13 protein-coding genes are annotated in these 18,148 nt (G+C 47.7%); 6 read left to right on the forward strand and 7 right to left on the reverse strand.

Annotated elements, in window-relative coordinates:
- On the reverse strand, positions 1 to 428 hold a 428-nt coding region (locus tag G493_RS33790), incomplete at its 3' end, for a hypothetical protein (RefSeq protein WP_035276090.1).
- A gap of 403 nt (positions 429 to 831) precedes the next feature.
- On the opposite strand from G493_RS33790, the gene G493_RS0126730 reads away from it, so the two are divergent.
- Together G493_RS0126730 and G493_RS0126735 are read left to right on the forward strand one after the other, a co-directional pair.
- The gene (locus G493_RS0126730) at positions 832 to 1,395 is read left to right on the forward strand and encodes a ferredoxin domain-containing protein (protein ID WP_035276092.1); all 564 of its coding nucleotides are present in this window, start codon (positions 832 to 834) and stop codon (positions 1,393 to 1,395) included.
- 158 nt (positions 1,396 to 1,553) lie between these two features.
- Entirely contained in the window at positions 1,554 to 6,728 is a 5,175-nt protein-coding gene (locus G493_RS0126735) for a RecQ family ATP-dependent DNA helicase (protein ID WP_051310034.1), read from the forward strand.
- Between the two features lie 125 nt (positions 6,729 to 6,853).
- On the opposite strand, the gene G493_RS0126740 is transcribed toward G493_RS0126735, so the two are convergent.
- Positions 6,854 to 8,365, reverse strand: a complete 1,512-nt coding sequence (locus G493_RS0126740; RefSeq protein WP_028582807.1) for a serine/threonine protein kinase — start codon at positions 8,363 to 8,365, stop codon at positions 6,854 to 6,856.
- A 34-nt stretch (positions 8,366 to 8,399) separates the two neighbouring features.
- On the opposite strand from G493_RS0126740, the gene G493_RS0126745 reads away from it, so the two are divergent.
- Positions 8,400 to 8,585, forward strand: a complete 186-nt coding sequence (locus G493_RS0126745) for a Flp family type IVb pilin (RefSeq protein ID WP_028582808.1) — start codon at positions 8,400 to 8,402, stop codon at positions 8,583 to 8,585.
- Between the two features lie 532 nt (positions 8,586 to 9,117).
- On the opposite strand, the gene G493_RS31540 is transcribed toward G493_RS0126745, so the two are convergent.
- From G493_RS31540 to G493_RS0126770, 5 genes are all read right to left on the reverse strand, one after another.
- Positions 9,118 to 10,212, reverse strand: a complete 1,095-nt coding sequence (locus tag G493_RS31540) for a CpaF family protein (RefSeq protein ID WP_035276093.1) — start codon at positions 10,210 to 10,212, stop codon at positions 9,118 to 9,120.
- A gap of 16 nt (positions 10,213 to 10,228) precedes the next feature.
- The gene (locus tag G493_RS0126755) at positions 10,229 to 11,863 is read right to left on the reverse strand and encodes a tetratricopeptide repeat protein (RefSeq protein WP_028582809.1); all 1,635 of its coding nucleotides are present in this window, start codon (positions 11,861 to 11,863) and stop codon (positions 10,229 to 10,231) included.
- Positions 11,863 to 13,452 (reverse strand): FHA domain-containing protein, encoded by a 1,590-nt coding sequence (locus G493_RS0126760; RefSeq protein ID WP_028582810.1) that lies wholly within the window; start codon positions 13,450 to 13,452, stop codon positions 11,863 to 11,865. Before G493_RS0126760 ends, G493_RS0126755 begins: the two co-directional genes overlap by 1 nt.
- 18 nt (positions 13,453 to 13,470) lie before the next feature.
- Positions 13,471 to 14,478 (reverse strand): FHA domain-containing protein, encoded by a 1,008-nt coding sequence (locus G493_RS32855; RefSeq protein ID WP_084813793.1) that lies wholly within the window; start codon positions 14,476 to 14,478, stop codon positions 13,471 to 13,473.
- A gap of 392 nt (positions 14,479 to 14,870) precedes the next feature.
- The gene (locus G493_RS0126770; RefSeq protein ID WP_084813794.1) at positions 14,871 to 16,325 is read right to left on the reverse strand and encodes an FHA domain-containing protein; all 1,455 of its coding nucleotides are present in this window, start codon (positions 16,323 to 16,325) and stop codon (positions 14,871 to 14,873) included.
- Positions 16,326 to 16,478: 153 nt separating this feature from the next.
- Between G493_RS0126770 and G493_RS0126775 the strand changes: the two genes are divergently transcribed.
- The 3 genes from G493_RS0126775 (at position 16,479) to G493_RS32860 (ending at position 18,115) form a co-directional block, all read left to right on the forward strand.
- Entirely contained in the window at positions 16,479 to 16,778 is a 300-nt protein-coding gene (locus tag G493_RS0126775) for a hypothetical protein (RefSeq protein WP_028582812.1), read from the forward strand.
- Positions 16,779 to 16,943: 165 nt separating this feature from the next.
- Positions 16,944 to 17,426 carry a hypothetical protein gene (locus G493_RS0126780; RefSeq protein WP_028582813.1) on the forward strand — a complete coding sequence of 161 codons (483 nt, stop codon included), beginning with the start codon at positions 16,944 to 16,946 and terminating at the stop codon, positions 17,424 to 17,426.
- A gap of 14 nt (positions 17,427 to 17,440) precedes the next feature.
- The gene (locus tag G493_RS32860; RefSeq protein WP_153306689.1) at positions 17,441 to 18,115 is read left to right on the forward strand and encodes an OmpA family protein; all 675 of its coding nucleotides are present in this window, start codon (positions 17,441 to 17,443) and stop codon (positions 18,113 to 18,115) included.
- Positions 18,116 to 18,148: the final 33 nt, after the last annotated feature.

Below are 18,148 nucleotides of genomic sequence, written 5' to 3' on the forward strand. Positions count from 1 at the left end.
ATACCGCTGATCTGTTCGCCCGAGACATCCACACCATCAATAGCGACACCGTTGGTTTGCTCACCTGAGACTTCAATGCCATCTAGCTCGATGCCGCTGATCTGTTCGCCCGAGACATCCACACCGTCAACATCCACACCGTTGACCTGCTCACCTGAGGTTTCAACGCCGTCAACCGCGATACCGCTAAGATCATCTCCAGAAACTCTGAACCCATCAACAGCCTCTCCGCCGACATTTTCGCCGACTACAGCTGTTCCGTTTACCGTGGCACCGTTCACCATGCTGCCATGAGTTTGCGAGCTTCCCTGTACGTTTTTGCCGGTGACCTGAGTCCCACCCAAAGCAAAGGCGCTTTGAGCCGGCAAGGTCACGGTCACCACCGCCAAAAAAAGTGGTAGCAAGAGAATTCTGCACTGTGTTTTCATAACTTCTTACTCGATTTTGTAGTTTGTTGTTTTAACTGAATGTCATTGACTTGTAACATGTTGATATTATATGAATCAGGTGGGGGTAACCTGAATAGATTGCTTAAATTCTGTTCTGCGAAAGCGGGAAAGCTAACAGTGCACCAAGAGATGAGCATTTATAGAGAAAATGTGTATGGTGCCATTTGTTCCAGTTACTTTTTTTGTTTTTGTAAAAATAAAAGCATTATCAAAAAGTTATGAGTGTTATGCAATGAGAAAAACAGGGGGTGCTGAATTCCCCTTGTGCTGCAACGATAAAAAATTTTTGTTCTCGAACCCTGGGTTTGGACGGAAGAGGCATTACATGGTATTATCCATGGATGTAAATGGCATAAGTATTTGTTGATACAAGGAGTCTGTAATGGATATTACATATGAAGAGGATGTGCGGCAGGAAACAGTGTGCGAAGTGGCCAGGAAGATGCTGGCTGCTGCCAGAACTGCGCCAAAAGCCAAGGGCACGGATCTGCTTGTGGGCTGTCTGTTGAAAAAAGATGCCATCGGTGAGGTATCTGAAAAGCTGAAAGAGATGGTTAAGCGCGATAAGCTTCCTGATTTCTTTCTTCGGGATGCGGTTAATCTGCTTTCTGCCGATGCCATGGTTGTTCTGGGAACCAAAATTCAATCCATGGGCTTGAATCCTTGCGGAATGTGCGGTTTCTCGGGTTGCGAAGAAAAAAACAAGCATCCCGGGCATCCCTGTGTATTCAACACCGGTGACCTGGGAATCGCAGTGGGATCAGCTGTGAGCGTTGCCATGGATAACAGGGTGGATAACAGGGTTATGTACACAGCGGGGCAGGCCATTTTGGAAATGGGTGTTTTACCTGTAGAGGTAAAGATTATTTACAGCATTCCTTTAAGTGTGAGCGGAAAAAATCCTTTCTTTGATCGGGACAAAGACAAGCTTATTAAACAGGCCTGATCGTATCTGGTCACGGGGTATTTCTTTCCTGAATCCGTGATAGTAGTCTGGTGTAAAGTGTACGTTCACGGATTCAGAAATTCATAACAGAGCGGGGGACTTGGCAGGAAGGAATTTTCCCGCGAGCTAGAATACCCCCTCCCGGACAAGCTGCTGCTATGCCCATGACAACGAGCCGATTGTTTCTTGACCAATGCCTTTTGCTTGACATTGAAATCAATGAAAACGCAGAGATATATGCTATTGGTGCGGTGTTTCAAGGGAAACAGCTTTGCTACGATTCTCGTAAAATCATCTCCTCCCGTCAACTCCATGAAATTGATGCACTGGCTGATCAGGCAGGCTATGTGCTTGGGCATAATATTATAGCCCATGATATTCCGCAGATTGCCAAGGCTAATCCCCACCTGAATTTGTTAACCAAGCCTGTTGTTGATACCCTGTATCTTTCTCCCCTTGCTTTTCCGGAAAATCCCTATCACCGTTTGGTAAAGGATTACCAGCTTGTTCGGGATTCCATTAACAATCCTGCTGCTGATGCCATGCTCGCAGGCAAGGTGTTTGCTGAACAGTGGGAGGAATTATCCGCCCGGCAGCAAATTAGGGAACAGCCTTTGTTATACCGGAGTTTTCTTGTTCAGGATGCTGCCCTGGCAGGCACCGCAGATGCTCTGGGCGAAATGGGGCTGCCAGTGTATTGTGGAGAAGAACTGTACACAGCCTTTTACAGCTATGCTGCCAGTCATGGCTGCGTCACTGCAGCGCAAACCGTCATAGAGGAACTACAGCAGGGCATGGCTGAACCTGCCCAGCTTGCCTACGTCTGTGCCTGGTTAGGTGTTGCCGGCGGAAATTCTGTTCTGCCTCCCTGGGTGCGGTATCGATATCCGCAGATTGGTTCCCTTCTGCATCGCCTGCGTGAAATTCCTTGCAGGCAGTCAGAATGTCAGTACTGCCAGGAGCATCACGACGCTGTTCCTTTTCTCAAGCGTTATTTCGGCTTTCCCGGTTTCAGGGAAACACCAACAACAGAAGATGGCAAAAGTCTGCAGGGGGAAATAGTTGCTGCCGCAGCCTCTAATGCCTCGCTGTTTGCTACCTTGCCAACCGGTGGTGGTAAATCACTTTGCTATATGTTGCCTGCCATCATGCGGTATCAGCGGCGTAACCTTCTTACCATTGTCATTTCTCCCTTGCAGGCCCTGATGAAAGATCAGGTTGACAATTTCAGCCAGATTACCGGAACCCAGTTGGCGGCTGCAATCTACGGTGCCCTGACCATGCCGGAGAGGGGCGCTGTGCAGGAAGGGGTTCGCCTGGGTGATGTGGGTATTCTCTTTATTTCACCGGAGCAACTGCGCAACAAATCTCTGATTAGCATTATCAGTCAGCGTGAGATCGGGGCATGGGTGTTTGACGAAGCCCATTGCTTGTCCAAATGGGGGCACGATTTCAGGCCTGATTACTTGTATGCTGTGCGTTTTATCCGTGAGTTTGCGAGAGAGACAAACACAGTGATTCCCCCTGTGCAATGTTTTACAGCCACTGCCAAAAATGATGTGCGCAGGGAGATCATCGACATGATGCGCAGTGAACTGGGGGTGAAAGTGCTTACGTTCGAGGGTGGGCATGAACGTAGTAACCTGCAGTATGAGGTACACCTTGTTACTCCCCATGAAAAAAATCAGGCAATTGTTGAGTTGTTAAAAGAGCGCTATCGGAGTGGTAGCGTGGTCATCTATTGTGCTTCACGGAAAAAGACCGAACAGCTGGCCGAGTTCTTGATGCAGGATGGGTATGAAGCAGAGGCTTTTCATGCCGGGATGGATCCTGTGGTTAAACGGCGATTGCAGGAAGATTTCATTGCCGGGGAAGTTCCCATTATTTGTGCCACCAACGCCTTTGGCATGGGGATCGACAAAGATGACGTGCGCCTGGTTATCCACGCAGATATACCAGGATCCCTGGAGAATTACCTCCAGGAGGCTGGGCGTGCAGGGCGGGATCGCAAGCAGGCGGAATGTATCCTGGTGTATGCTGAGCAGGATATCGAGGGGCAGTTTAGCCTTAGCGCTGGCTCTCGTCTCTGTAAAAAGGAGATAGCACAATTGCTCCAGGGTATCAAATCTGCTGCCAGGGCTAAAGATCTGGACAAGGTTGTGTTGACCCCAGGAGAGATTCTCAGGCTGGAATCCGTGGACATTGATCCCGAACAGTTTGGTGATCCGGATACCAAAATCAAGGCCGCCATTGCCTGGCTGGAGCGGGCAGGGCACCTGGAAAGGAAAGAAAATAACACCAGAGTCTTTCAGGGGTATCCCCTTGTTGCTTCCCTGGAAGAAGCGCGACAGCGGTTGCAGGGACTGCATTTATCTTCCCGCCAGCAGGAGCGTTGGCTGGCTATCCTGGCCATGATGATGGAAAAAAGGAGTAGCGGCGGCTTTAGTGCCGATGAAATTGCCTCTGTAACAGCGTTTGGCCAACACAAAGATGACCCGGAAACAGAAACCGAAGCCCAGCGCGTGGTCAGGACACTGGATGACATGGCCAGACAGGGACTGGTTGCCAAAAGTACAACCTTGTCTGCCTTTGTCCGCTATAAAGTGAAAGACAGTTCTGAAAAAAGGCTGCAGCGCGTCTGCGCCCTGGAGCACACCTTGCTAAATACCCTGCGCCAGGCAGCACCGGAGGCTGACCTGGAAACCCCGTTGGTGATTGACCTGCGCCAGGTGAACCAGCAGTTGATCAATGCTGGCCATCCAGAAAGCACGCCCCAGAGTCTGCGTCTGATCCTCTATGGCCTGAGTCGCGACGGCAGGGGGATTGCAGGTAAAAAAGGGAGTGTATCCGTCGCTGCAACCGGAAACAACACCTACTCCCTCAGGCTGCACAGGGAGTGGGATGTTATGGTGAAAACCGTGAACATCCGCCAGCAGGCTGCGCGTAGTGCTCTGGAGGCAATTGTACGTACCATTCCTCCGGATACCAGACCGGGCGGTAAGCTGCTGGTGGATTTTACATTGGAAGATGTGGTCGATAGCCTGAACAGGGATCTCACCCTGCGCAGTACCTTGAAAGATCACCTGGCTGCAGCGGAAAGGGCGCTGACCTTTATGCATGAACAGGCGGTGATTGATTTGCAGCACGGCCTGGCGGTTTTTCGTCAGAGCATGACCCTGGTGCTCAATGCAGAGGCCCGCAGGAGGCAATATACCAAGACCGACTTCGAACCTTTGGCTACCCATTACCAGGAGCAGAATTTTCAGATTCATGTGATGAACGAGTATGCCCGAAGGGCGTTGGATAAGATTGGCCAGGCCATGAACCTGATAGCTTCCTATTTCCGTGATGATAAGGCAGATTTCATACGCCGCTTTTTTGCTGGACGGGAGCATTGCCTTCAACTGGCTACCACCGAACAGTCGTACCAGAAAATCGTTCATGACCTGCACAACCAGGCCCAGGAGAAAATTGTTACCGAAGAAGCTGGAAGCAATATGCTTGTCCTGGCCGGCCCCGGTTCTGGTAAGACCAGGGTAGTGGCCCATCGGGTGGCGTACCTGCTGCGGGTTGAACGGGTTCCTGCCCGGTCCATCCTGGTTCTCTGTTTCAACCGCGGGGCTGTACAGAGTCTCAGGAAGCGTATCCGTGAACTGGTGGGGAAAGATATGCGAGGTGTCACCGCTCACACCTTTCACGGACTGGCCCTGCGTTTGACCGGGCGTTCGCTGGTCCCTGGGGAGGGCGAGCAGCGCAGCAAAGAAATCGATTATCGTCTTTTAATCAAGCAGGCGAATGCCCTTTTAAAAGGTGAAGCAGACAGCCTGGGGTTTGAAGAACATTCGGCCAGAGATATCCTGGTTGGCAGGTACAGCCATATTCTTGTAGATGAATACCAGGATATTGATGAAGATCAGTATGAGCTGATCTCTCTGCTCTCGGGCAAGGAAACCTGTCCAGAAGATTTGAAACTGACGTTGCTGGCTGTTGGTGACGACGACCAGAATATCTACACTTTTCGTGGAGCTGATTTTACCTTTATCCGTCGTTTTCAGCAGGACTATCCTGCTGTAATTCATTATTTGATGGAAAATTACCGCTCATCCGCCAATATTCTGGCTGCAGCCAATCAGCTTATTGGCCTGAACAGGGACCGGATGAAAACCGAGCATGATATTGTGGTTAACCAGGCCCGGCAGATACTGCCAAAAGGCGGTAATTGGGAACATCTCGATTCCCTGTCCCGGGGTAGGGTGCAGATTCTTCAGGTAAGTGATGCACATGACCAGGCCGTTGCTGTTGTGAGGGAACTGCAAAGGTTGCAGGGGCTCAGTGATAGATTTTCCCTTTCAGAAACAGCAATTCTTGCACGGGAGTGGCAGGAGCTTGATGCCATTCGAGGGTGTCTGGAGGGGGAGAATATACCGGTTAATCTGAATTGGAGCAGAAGCTCGTTTCCCGGATTATCCCATATCAGGGAATATCGTGTTTTTTTAAACTATCTGAAGCAGCAGAGAGGTGAGTATCTTTCCGCTGCTCATCTGCTTGCGTTGTTACCGGAAAAGAACGCTCAAGGCAATATCTGGCAGGATCACCTGCGTCAGTTGCTCAATGACTGGAAAGACGATACTGGAAACCGCAGTCAGCCGGTTAGCAGTATAGAGGAATATCTGTACGAAAGTTTGGCAGACCAGCACCGTGCCAGGGGGTTGGGTAATGGCATCTTTTTATCCACTGTACATTCGGTGAAAGGCCTTGAGTTTGATCATGTCTTTGTGCTCGGTGGAAGCTGGCCGCAAGGAGATAAGCAGGCCTTGGAAGAGGAGCGCAGGCTGTATTATGTTGCCATGACCAGGGCTAGGCAAACCCTGCAGCTTATGGAATTGCAGAATCAGGCAAACCCGCACACGCAGGTCTTTACGGGTGAGCATGTGTACAGGCGTGCAGTGAAAGTCATGGCAGGGCGTCAAAAGCTGGCAAGGCGTTATGCTATCCTGGGAATGGAGGACCTGTTCCTGGACTTTGCAGGCAGGTTTCCTGACGACCATGAGATACACACTGCTCTGGGGGCATGTCGCTGCGGCGACGCCTTGGCACTCAGCAGGCGCGGCAACCATCTCTTCCTGATGGATTCGCAGCATACTCTCCTTGGTAGGCTCTCAAAGGCTGCCAGGGATACCTGGCTCCCCCTGCATGGTACAATTCAGTCAGTTCATATTCTTGCCATGGCTCAACGACAGGCATCAGATGTGGTGGATGAACAGTTTCGAAAGCAATGCCAGGCAGAGCTGTGGGAGATCCCAATCTGCGAAATTGCATATGATGCATCGTGATGGCTTGACCAAAATATTTTTGCTGCAGTGGAAAATCAGCTGAGTATCTGTATTGAACTAATCACGGGAAACAGTATCTTTTTGATTTCACATGCCTTTGGTTTGTTCCTGATTACAGGCATCGGTTAAGCAGTCATGGTAATATCTTCCGAAGCAACCGGGATATCCAGGGGCTTTTCTGCCTGACGTATCACAGGGGAGGTCATTTCCAATGTTCGATCAGCGCCAGCTTGTTGCTGAGACAAGGCAATGGTGGATTCCTCCTCAAAATCGATATCTGCTTGCAGGGGGGCTACCGGGGCGGAGGAGGTAAGGGCCATGGTCTGTTCCTCTATGTCAATGTCCAGAACAATTTGCTGCCCATCTTCTGTTTGCTCCAGAGTTTGTTCCACCCCGTTAGTTGTTTCTTCTGCGCAAGGTTGCGTCGTTTCCTCTGCTTCCTGGACATCCTCTTGAGCTTGAGAAGTGTAAATGTCCATTGTAGACTCGTTCAGTGCTGAAACTTGCAGGGTGTGTTCATGCTGATCATCATTATGACTGTCAATGTCGTCAAGAGTGATACCCGTGTCGGCAAGGGTACAACGTGAAGTAGTTTCTTCCTCCTCAGTTGCATCGCTGGAGACGGGAGAAACTGGTTGAGAAGGCAGGGTGTGATCCTGCTCCAGATAGGTAACCAGAGTCGAGCGTTCCTGCTGTATTTCATCTGCAAATATTTTGCCCATGTAGTCCCGGATAACAGGACTGCCATGTACAGAGAAATGGTTCTGATTATTGAGAATATGCAGGATATCTTCTGCAGATTGCAGGCGTTCACTTGGGGTAATTTCCAGGCACTTCATGCAGATATCCCCAAGTATTCTAGGGGCAGACAGATTTTCTTCTGAAGGGTGGACAGGAGAGGGAATATGGGCAATGCGCTCATTATTGGTTTGACCTTTGTCACCCTTAGGAACCATCCGCTTCCCTGTGAGGCATTCCCAGAAAACCACACCCAGGGAGTAGATATCACTGAGAGGCGAGAGTGTTTCCCTTTTTCGCTGCTCCGGAGACATATAGCCGGGTTTCCCCCGAATTATCTCAGGTTGTATTGGATTGGCCTCGCTTATGGAGATACCAAAATCTATAAGCACAATATCACCATTATACCCCAAAAGAATGTTATCTGGGGAGATGTCTCTATGGATGATCGCACGTGGAACACCTGTGACAGGATCATGATAGGAATGCGCATAGGCCAACGCCGTGGACAGAGCCTGTATCACCTGGCAGGTAATTTCAACAGGCAATGGTACTTTTGGGGTCTGTTGAAAAACCTGGGCAAGACTTTTTCCAGGAATAAAGTCCATGGCAATATATTCAATATCAGTGTTTTCAATGCTTCCAGTACCAAATTCATATCCACGGATAATATGATGGTGGGAAAGTGAAGTGATGATTTCACCTTCAGAGTAAAAACTGTCGATACTTTCCTGTTGACAACCTTTTTCTTTGTTAAGCGTTTTTAAAATAAAAAATTTTCTTGATTTATTTTTCAGCTCTTTTAAAGATAGGTACATCTGTATTGAGGAAGATGCGTATATTTTTTTGAGTAACGTGTAGCTTCCATACTGTGTCTGCAATGTATGTTGTTTTGACATTGTCTCTGTGTTTCCTGTACCTTCAGTGGAAAAGATGAAAGTTATAAAAAAACAATTTTTGAAAAATCTCTCGTGTGAAGATGGTCAATCTGCTGTAGAAGTCTGTCTTATAATTGCCGGTATTGTATTGTTTCTTGCTGCTGCCATGCATGGTTTCCTGCCGCATCTTGCTACCGGATTCATGGGAATGGCCACTGAGATTGGGGGGCCAGTACCCTGAATCTGTAACTGAACACGGGGGTAACAACACTGGTATTTCAATTAGTTCTGAGTCGTAACTGGTCACAGGTGCTTCAGATTTGGACAAGCACGGTTTTTTCGCAGGTAAGCGAAGACTCCGGTAGGCTATCTATGCGGGAAACCACGATCGTGCAAAGATGGAGTCTGTGATCAGTTACAAGACAACTGGTTCAAATACTGGAGACTTTCAAGCGTATTCGTCTCTCCTGTGAGTAGTTGCGATACAATAACTCCTTGCAGGGGCTGCACCTTCTTGGTTTCACTCACCTGTGAACGGTAACAGTTCACAGGGAGACGTAAGGGACGCGGAAAATAATAAATATCCAAAAATTGTGGAGGATATCGGTTTGGTAACGTCGTCGTATCAATGGTTCCATGCTGGCCGTATTGAGCCCTTGACGCGACGACGTTACCGAGTTGAGAGACAAGTAAGACTGGATAATTTATTTTTTCCGTGGCCCTAATCAGGGTACTCCGCATACGTTCTATATCTGTGCTCGAAGTGTTACACTTTAGCTGGCCATTTTTTCCGGCAGCTCAAATCCTGACAGTTCCAGGTCGTGCATAAAACTCGGCTGATAACCCGTGTAGAGATGCTCGCCTTCAATTTTTCCGCTCTCCTCGTTTCTCCCGTGGGCTTTATAGTTATATATTGACCGGGTTTGGTAATTCCCATCTGCATCCAGATCAAGTACTTCTGCGATATCAATTACTTTGCGGCTACCATCCCCCATGCGCGAAATCTGAATCACCATGGAGATCGCACTCGCCACCTGGCTGCGCACCGCTACCAGGGGCATGTCTACACCAGACATCAAGGCCATGGTTTCCATTCTGCTCAGTGCATCCTTTGCGCTGTTTGCATGCAGGGTCGTCATGCTGCCTGAGTGGCCGGTGTTCATGGCCTGCAGCATGTCCAGGGTTTCACCGGCGCGACACTCCCCGATTATTATCCGGTCCGGTCTCATACGAAGGCTGATTACCAACAGATCCCTGATGGTTACTTCCCCCCTGCCGTGGGGATCAGGCTTTCGGGTTTCCATAGTTACCACATGGTCTTTGCCGATTTGCAACTCGCAGACATCTTCGATGGTTATAATGCGTTCCTGGTCATCGATAAAACCGGATATCAGGTTAAGAAAAGTTGTTTTACCGCTACTTGTTCCCCCTGAGACAACAATGTTTTTATGCACGCCAACGCAACTGCGAATCAGTTTATACATGTCGTGATTCAGGCTGCCGTAAGTAATCAGGTCTTCCAGTGACAGCAGCTTATTGAGAAACTTTCTGATGGCCATATACGGTCCGGTGTTGGCGCAGGGCTTAAATAAAATCTGCACACGGGACTGGTCAGGAAGACGCGCATCTATCTGGTGGGTAAGCGGGGTGATCTGTCGGCCTGTGAATTGCCCGACATTCCGCATGGCGGCGATCAGGGCGGCTTCATTATGGAATCGTCGATCTGTTTTATGGAGTTTGCCGCCTTTTTCAATATAGATGTTTTCGTGCCCGTTAATCATTATCTCGCTGATCGCATCATCTTCAAGATAATCCCGTATAGGGGCCATAAACTGTAAAACTGTTTCAGAAAATATTGGTTTGGACATAACAGAGGCTCAGTAATTACTTATTGTCTTTCAACCATGTTTTAATAGGTTTTATGCGATTTTCCTGTGGAGATTTAATGAGATATTCGGAAAAAGCAGCACGGGCACAGTATGTGTCGTTCAATTTTTTTGCACAAAGTGCTCCAAGGTTATAGAGAGCTCGAAAATTGTACTGATTGATAGTGAGTATCTTGTCAAGAATAGCTCTGGACTCAGTGTATTTCTCCATTTGCTGTTTGATAACCGCAAGTGTCAGCAGAGATTCTTCGTCATCTGGATGAACTTCCAGAATCGTTTTGAGCAGTTTTTCAGCTTTTTCGTACTTTTTCTCTTTGTAATACAGCAGAACTAAATTGTACCTTGCTGGCATAAACGCGGGTGATTTTTTAATAATACGTTCATATAGCTTTTTGGCTTTGCCATCGTTTCGGTCCGAATTTTCAATTTTAGCAAGGTAAAATTGAATCCATGTATTATTCTTATTCTTTTTTGCAAGCTCTCTGATAATATCTTTTCCTTCTCTTGTTTTGGCTTGATTGAGAAAAGATTTGTATTGAAGAAATCCGAGAAGATTGTTCGTAGGTTCTTTTTCATAGGTTGTATTCAGATAGGATTTGACATACTGCTGATTATACGGATTTATCAGTATAATGTAGCTTATGCTGTATAGATCATAAGAAGTGTTTTTCAACACACGTTCCAGGATTACTGTGCCTTTTTTCGGCTCGTTCTTCAAGTAGCTGGCCAGTGCTTTGCATCTCTCTATGGGGAGTTCCAGGGAAGAGGTGTGCGAGATATGTTCCAGATCTTCTTGCACCTTTTCAAGATTTACTGGCAGGCTGTGTATATAGGCTTCGGATTTAAAGAGTGAAGCCGCAAAGAGGTATTGCTCTATAAGGGCCAGAAGATCTTCGGCTGGTGTATCCTGCCCACTGGTATGGGTGGCAGCCAGTTTCTCCGCAGCTTTGCCGAGTTTGCCCAGGTCAATCTCAAAGATGTCCTTTGGTGCACTGTATTGAGCCGGTGGCGAGGCTGTTTTCTCTGATTTTTCTGTTTTCTCAGGTTTTGCTGAAGAGGCTTTGGCTGGAGCAGCAGTGTTTTCGCCGGGAGGCGTTACGCTGGAAAATCTGATAGTCTGGATAACTGACTTTTCTACAAGGTCAATGCCCTGGGCTGTAGAATAGCCATTGATAATATATACATGGGCATCTTTTTCAACAAAATAGAGCAACCTGGCAAGGGGACCATTACTGAAGCGGTACAACAAAACCGGGTACCCGTCGAGCAGGGTGTCGTCGGAAAAGGAGACCTTTTTCCACTCTTTTTCCACCTGGTCTTTCAGGTACAGGCGGCAGAATATTTTCATAATGGCAGGCGTGACCTTGTCCGTTGCCATCTTTTTAACCGTAATTGTAACCTTTTCTCTGGTCTTTTTTCGGTATAGAGTCAGTGTGCTTTTATCCTCTTTCTGTGGAGTAATTTGCCAGTTTAAGGGAGTCTCCACCGTTATCGGCAATTGTTTATCCGGTACTGCTTCTATGTAATTGTTTTGGGCTGAATTCTGGGGGACACAGGCTGTAAGGCATACCGCCAGCAGGAGGCCAAAAAACAGGTGCGCGACAGGTGAGAAAAGATATCTACAAATTTTCATCACTGCAGCTCCGCCAGTTTTTTGTTGAATTTTTCGCGCAGTTTTTTATTGCCATCGGACAGTCTGATTGCTTTGTTCAGGAGATTTACAGCCTCAGCAGTGCTGCCTAGACTGGCGTATGCAATGGCTTCCTGGTAGAGCGCTGTGGCTTCTTGGGAATTCATCTGTATCTGTTCTATGATTAACGCTTTGATTTTTTTGTTGGAAGGTGAGAGCTTGTAGGCTGTGCGAAAATACTTGAGTGCTTCCAGCGGTTTATTCGCCTTCCGGGCATTCTGTCCCTTCTCAATTTGCCCCCTGATGTTTCTGTTGATCTTGTTGATCAGTGCTTTTCGCTCTGCGTTAATTGTTCGTGTTATGGTAAATTTAGCGTCAGGGTCAATCTTGTTTGCCTTAGCCCAGGTTTTCAGGGCGCTGGTGGTTTTCTGTTGTTGCAGTAATTCTTTCCCCTGTGCCAGAATTTTTTCCAGTGCAATAACCTCTTTGGGCTTCTCCTCTTCCTGTTCAGCTGCTGGCTGTTGTGCGGCTGCTGTCCTGGCCTCCAGGAGCCTTTCGCTGCACACGGACAATCCCTGAACCGCAATGGTATTGGCAGGTTCAAACGTGTTGAGCCTTTTAGCCGTCTCCAGGCAGGCGGCGTAGTCTCTGGTTGCTATCTGTTTTTCAAGCTGGGTCTTAAGTTGGGCGATTATCTGTCTCTTCTGCTGTAGCTCCTGCTCTTTTTGCAGACGTCGCCGTTCTCTCTCTTTTTCTTCTTTTTCTGCCTTTTGCTCTGCCGCTGCTGTGTAAATGCTTTCTTGCAGGGCAAGCGCTTTGGTGTTACCTGGGTATTTATCAAGAATCTCCCGCAGAAGTTCCAGGGCAGGGTTGAAATTGTTGTGTTTGATCAGATCGGTAACTTTGTTTAATTCCAGGCTCAGGGTGATCTGTTCCTTGTTGGCCTGGAGTTCTTTGCTTTTTTGTTGTTCTCTCTGTTCAACTTCGGCGATGATCGGATCATTGTGAAACAGATTCTGTGCTGCAAAAACAATGAACGGAACTACCAGTACAGCAACCATAACAGTGAGCAGTGGCTCTAAAAAACTTCGGCCCTCCTTTTTCTTTGTCGTCTCTTCCTGTTCCTGCTCATCCGGGTAGGGTTGGTAATGTGGTTGTGTGGAGACAGGTTCAAAAGCTGAAGACCGTGTTACAGAGTATGGCTGTTCTATTCGCCGGGTGGGAGGCTGCCGTACAGTTGTGCGTGGCGGTGCTGCAGGGGGCGGTGTTTGTGCTGTCTTTGCCGGTTGCTGTGTCTTGGGGGCAGGCAGATGTTGTTTAAGCTGGTAATTTCCTATGATGATGATCGTTTTGTCATCGTCCCATGTGTACTCTACCACTTTTTTCTTGCCTGCCCAGATGCCGTTGGTACTGTTCTGGTCGAAAAGCGTGATTGTGCCTGTTTCCGATACCTCAAAGGTAGCATGCAGGCGTGAAATGCTTGGATCTGGCAGACAAATGTCGTTTTCCGGAGAACGTCCCAGGGAATATGTGCCAGGGCGTAACTGGAGAGATTGAACCTGTTGCCCTTTAAGGTGTATTGATAACTGCACAACTTGACTCCGTATTCATCAATTGGCTATTTTTTGTTTTGCGTGCCTGAGTTTTTTGTTGGCTTTGAGCAGAAGCTCATGGTCGCGGCGATCCTTCAGGAGCAGGGTTACGGACTCAAACTCTTTTATGGCAGCACGGTAGTTGAGGGTTCGTAACGCGGCTTCACCTTTTTCAAAATATACTCTTGCCAGGTTGTCGACCTTGCCTTGTGCTTCTTCCAGGCCGTCCCTGGCTAGAATGTTATTTGGGTCAACCTGGAGGGCCTGCTTGAAAAGATCTGTGGCTTTGGAGAATTCACCTGAAGATAAAATTATATTCGCTTCCCTTGCCAGTGCCAGTGACTGTTGCCTGTCGTTTTCCGTGATTATTCCAGTGTTGACTGCGGGCGGGGGCGGGAGCTCCGTGGTTTGTTCCAGCGAAGCGCCCATATTCATGGGCTGGCTCCTGGCAACCAGATTGTCTGGTTTGGCAATTTGAAAGATAATCAGTGCAGCGGTGGTCAGTAACAGGCATCCAGAAGCAAGGTAGATCGGTTTGTTGCGACCGGGAATGCGGGGTGATCTGTTGGTAAAAGAGACTGCGTTGCTGCGAATCGTGGCAACTGCTTTCTGAAAAAAAGATGTTCGCTGCTTTACCTGCACTGATGATTGCTCTGGTGCTTGGCTGGGTAAAAGCGGTTTCCTTCCACTTTGCAGACCTGGGGCGTGCACGAGGGGTCTTTGTGTGTGCATGCCAGCAGGAGGACTGAGTTGAAATATGCTGTCCCCTAATTGCAGGTGATCTCCGTTTTGCAGTTTGGCATGGTGGCATAGTTGGCCGTTTATATACGAGCCGTTTTTTGAATTCAGATCGTAAAAGATAATGCCATCAACGGTTTTTTCTATTCTGCAATGAAATCTGCTCACCTTGGGATCAAGGAGCTGAACGGTATTTTCCTTGGAGCGACCTACGGTAATAAAATGGCTTGCCGATGTGGTACCCACAGGTTGCATAGTTTCTGAATAGAGCGTGAGTTCATGTGCCATGGTATTGAACAGTCATGTGGTATTTTTGAATACGTTTTTTGTTATGAGACGTTCGGGCTGATGCCTGCTACTTTGTGTCTATCCATCAATGGTCGATTTGTCCGATAGCTGTGTTATCTGCAAAATTTTAGGGTCGCAGAAAACAATAACTATCCAAGAAATGCGTAGGATATCGGTTTGGTAACGTTGTCGCGTCAATGGTTCCATGCTGGCCGTATTGATCCATTGACGCGACGACGTTACCGAGTTGAGTGACAAGCAAGATTGGATAATGTATTTTTTCCGTGACCCTTATCCTCGGTATATGAAACATATGCCGAGGATAAAATGTCCAAGACTTGGAGTCTGCACTTGCCTGCTCTCGAATAAAAACCTGCATTTATGGCCAGGTACTAACTGAGTAAAATAGCGGTCAAGCCTTTTTCAATCGGAATGCTTACCCCCCGGGAGATGCCGCCATCAGCCTGGGCAAAACTGATGTCCCTTCGATGTTCAATCTGGGAGGCCTCGCAGCTGAACTCCAGAAACTCTTGAAAAAAAGCCAGCTGGCATTGCAGTTCAAGGATGCTTCTGTTGATAATTGGTTGGCCCGATGCATCGAGCAACTGGTTGGCCATGTCATTGCCGGCAACAATCATATTTGCCTGATTAATACAAAGGGCTGGCTGGTTCAGGTTGTGTAATAATGTGCCGGTCAGTTCCTTGAGCTTGTGTTCAGTCTCGTAACTGTCATTGCCTGCAGGCTGGCTTAATTTGCGGAGCATTCGGTTGAAGGTGACGGTCAGTTCGTTAAATTCAGGTGAGTATTTTTCGTCAAGAAATGGGGTGTTGCCCTTTATCACATCTTCACAGTCTTCCTGAAAAGTAAAGAGGTCGTCTTTAACCGTGGAATGAATCCTGTAGGCTGCGTATCTGGTAAGAATAAAAAAGACAAGGGAGCAGAACCCGAGCACCATGAACAGATTGGGGCCGGTTGCCAATTGGTCGAGATCGTAGTAAATGCGGGCTACTCCAAGTTTGATAGACTGCCCTGTTTTGTAATCATAGCTTTTTATGGGCATGGAGATGTCCAATGCCCCATCTTCCCTTTTCTGGATGATGAGCTGTTCAGCCTGTACGGCTTTTTTACCATATTCGTCCGAAGCGGTTTTATTCAGCAGCGCCTCCGGTGCCCACACTTTGCCTTGGTTGGTGAGAATCAGGGCCATGGTTACCCCAGGTTCCTTATTCACAATGCTGGTGTCAACCATGAGTTGGTTTTCCTGTTTCATGGCTTCGATATTGGAGGCTGCCAGGGCCCTTACCAGTGAGCACCCTCTCTGAATTCTGCTTTTTTTCACCTGGTTGTTGGTAAGAATGATAGTTGGGCTGAGCAGGATGAGCCAACTCAAGACAAACAGGAAGGTCATAAAACGACTGGTAAGTTTTTCGTAGGGAGCTTTGATTCGGGAACCAAGGCGAAATTTGCCTGTCATTTTGCCGACAAGTGCTTTCTTTCCACCTCCATTACTGGCTGATACAGCCACTGCCGAAAGCTTCTGCCGCTCACTGGTGGCAATTACTCTGAATTGAATATCTCCAAGGCTCAGGATATCTCCGCTTGAAAGGTTGGTTTCGTGGAGAATCTTTTTGTTGTTTACCAGGGTGCCGCTACTGGATTGGAGATCCATCACTGTAACGTGGTCTCCATAATTGCGTATCAGACAGTGGCTGTTGCTGAGGGTCGCATCGTTAATAGAGATGTCAACATCGCCCCTGCCAATGATTATTTCTCTACGGGACAGGGAGTATGTTTGTCCACGGTTGGTGGGGGAACATATCTCTAAACTGTATTTAAAGTTGCTCATGATACATCTGGGCTGATTGTTGAGGGCAGGTTCCAGCTCTGTCTGTGAGAAGGTGCAACCATGTTGTTAAGGTTGCGCTCCGAGGGTATGTGACCCTGCTTTCCGGTCTCTTTCGGGCTGGAATTTACTATTGCCCCGTGTTTGGTACGTTAATTGCTTGATATTAATGAAGAACTTGTCAACAGGTCGCTTTTTTCTTCTGCCTTCGCTTTCCTGGCGGATTTTCATCCCATGGACCGTAAGGTTTTTTCTATACCATTGAATAAAAATGTATTGCAACCTTATCTTTGTAACTGTTGTCTTGCTGACAGGCATTTGAGCAATGGAATACTCCCTTTTGTTGCTGCAACAAATGTAAAAAAATCGTTGGGGCACAATGCTTTTTTTGAAGTGACAACGAAAGCAAACAACAGCAACAAGCTAAATTATTTTTTTTTATTAATAAAAAATTAATAATTTTCTATGCATTTATATCTTGACAATATTTTGCTGAAAGGTAAATAAGTGAAACAAATTAAGCGGTAATGTTTTGATTTATTGTAACTTTTTTAAATGTGCAGATCCTTCGAAAATCGTTGCCGCACAACGATAATTCGGAAAATTGATCAAGGAGCCGGGATGAATAAGAAGTGTATAGGTATCATAGCTGTTCTCTTTGTCGTTGCAGCACAATGGTTTTCAGGTGGTGGGATTGTCCGGGCTGCAGAATCAACCCTGGCTGATGTGATGCCGCAGCTTTCGTCAGACGCCAGTTTCGAGCTTACTCTTCGTCAGGTGAGTCTCCGAAAGGGCGTGGTAACCGTGCAGGCTATTGCGGAGAATATTGCAGGGGATACTCAAATGCTGATGTTTGATTTCCAAGATTCGTATCTGATAGATCTAGGTACGAACAAAAAATATATGCCTTTGAAGGATGAGAAGGGGCTAACCATTGCAGGGCCGATGTTTGGTGAATCCAGTGGAGGCTACATTAAGCAATCCGTTGATGTTGGAAAAAAAGTGATTTTTTGGATTAAATTTCCAGCCCCTTCAGATCAGGTGAAAGAGATAGACTGCTTCATTCCAGGGTTTCCCCCCTTTGAAAGTGTTCCAGTGCAATAGCAATGGATACGCACATGCAAAATTACAGATCTCTGTTTTTTTTGATCAGTCTGCTGGTGCTGCTTTTCTGTAGCCAGTCCCATGCAGCACGTAAGCAGCAATATACAGGTCCTGATGATCCCCAAGCGATACAGGCTGCAGAGAAGGCGGTGGCTAGGCTGGGACAAGATCGGGGCGGTCTTGCACTCACCTGGGAGGTAAGAGAACTGGTTGGCCTGTCCGATGGAATTGGCGGTGCAGGAATTGCCTTGCATGCAGAAGTTCTCGAAGCTCGCAAAACTCTGGTTGATCTTGGGGCAGAGGAAAGCGATCTTGGGTATAAGCTCGCTCTTTCCGGTGATGTGTTGTTTGAATTTGACAAGGCCAATATAAGACCCGAAGCAGAAGAACAACTGCAGAAACTGGCCGATGCCCTGGCACAACTTGGAAAAACGCAGGTTCGTATTATCGGGCATACAGACAGTAAGGGCAGTGACACCTATAACCAGAACCTGTCGCAGCTGCGGGCGGATGCTGTACGCAGTTGGCTAAGTCAAACGGTCGAGTCTGGGCATGCGAGTTTTCATGCAGAGGGCAAGGGAGAAAGTGAGCCTGTTGCGTCTAATACGCATCCTGATGGCAGCGATAATCCGGAGGGGCGGGCCAAAAACAGGCGTGTTGAAATATATATCACAGAAGAGGCCCATTAAACCTGATAGCTGTTCCAGGTTAATCAGGTACAA

Source organism: Desulfogranum japonicum DSM 18378 (assembly GCF_000429945.1).
In the GTDB taxonomy this organism is placed as follows: domain Bacteria; phylum Desulfobacterota; class Desulfobulbia; order Desulfobulbales; family Desulfobulbaceae; genus Desulfogranum; species Desulfogranum japonicum.

Coding starts and splice junctions, on each gene's coding strand:
- G493_RS0126730 (WP_035276092.1), top strand. CDS start 832: ATGGATATTACATATGAAGAGGATGTGCGGCAGGAAACAGTGTGCGAA.
- G493_RS0126735 (WP_051310034.1), top strand. CDS start 1,554: ATGCCCATGACAACGAGCCGATTGTTTCTTGACCAATGCCTTTTGCTT.
- G493_RS0126740 (WP_028582807.1), bottom strand. CDS start 8,365: ATGTCAAAACAACATACATTGCAGACACAGTATGGAAGCTACACGTTA.
- G493_RS0126745 (WP_028582808.1), top strand. CDS start 8,400: ATGAAAGTTATAAAAAAACAATTTTTGAAAAATCTCTCGTGTGAAGAT.
- G493_RS31540 (WP_035276093.1), bottom strand. CDS start 10,212: ATGTCCAAACCAATATTTTCTGAAACAGTTTTACAGTTTATGGCCCCT.
- G493_RS0126755 (WP_028582809.1), bottom strand. CDS start 11,863: ATGAAAATTTGTAGATATCTTTTCTCACCTGTCGCGCACCTGTTTTTT.
- G493_RS32855 (WP_084813793.1), bottom strand. CDS start 14,478: ATGGCACATGAACTCACGCTCTATTCAGAAACTATGCAACCTGTGGGT.
- G493_RS0126770 (WP_084813794.1), bottom strand. CDS start 16,325: ATGAGCAACTTTAAATACAGTTTAGAGATATGTTCCCCCACCAACCGT.
- G493_RS0126780 (WP_028582813.1), top strand. CDS start 16,944: ATGAATAAGAAGTGTATAGGTATCATAGCTGTTCTCTTTGTCGTTGCA.
- G493_RS32860 (WP_153306689.1), top strand. CDS start 17,441: ATGCAAAATTACAGATCTCTGTTTTTTTTGATCAGTCTGCTGGTGCTG.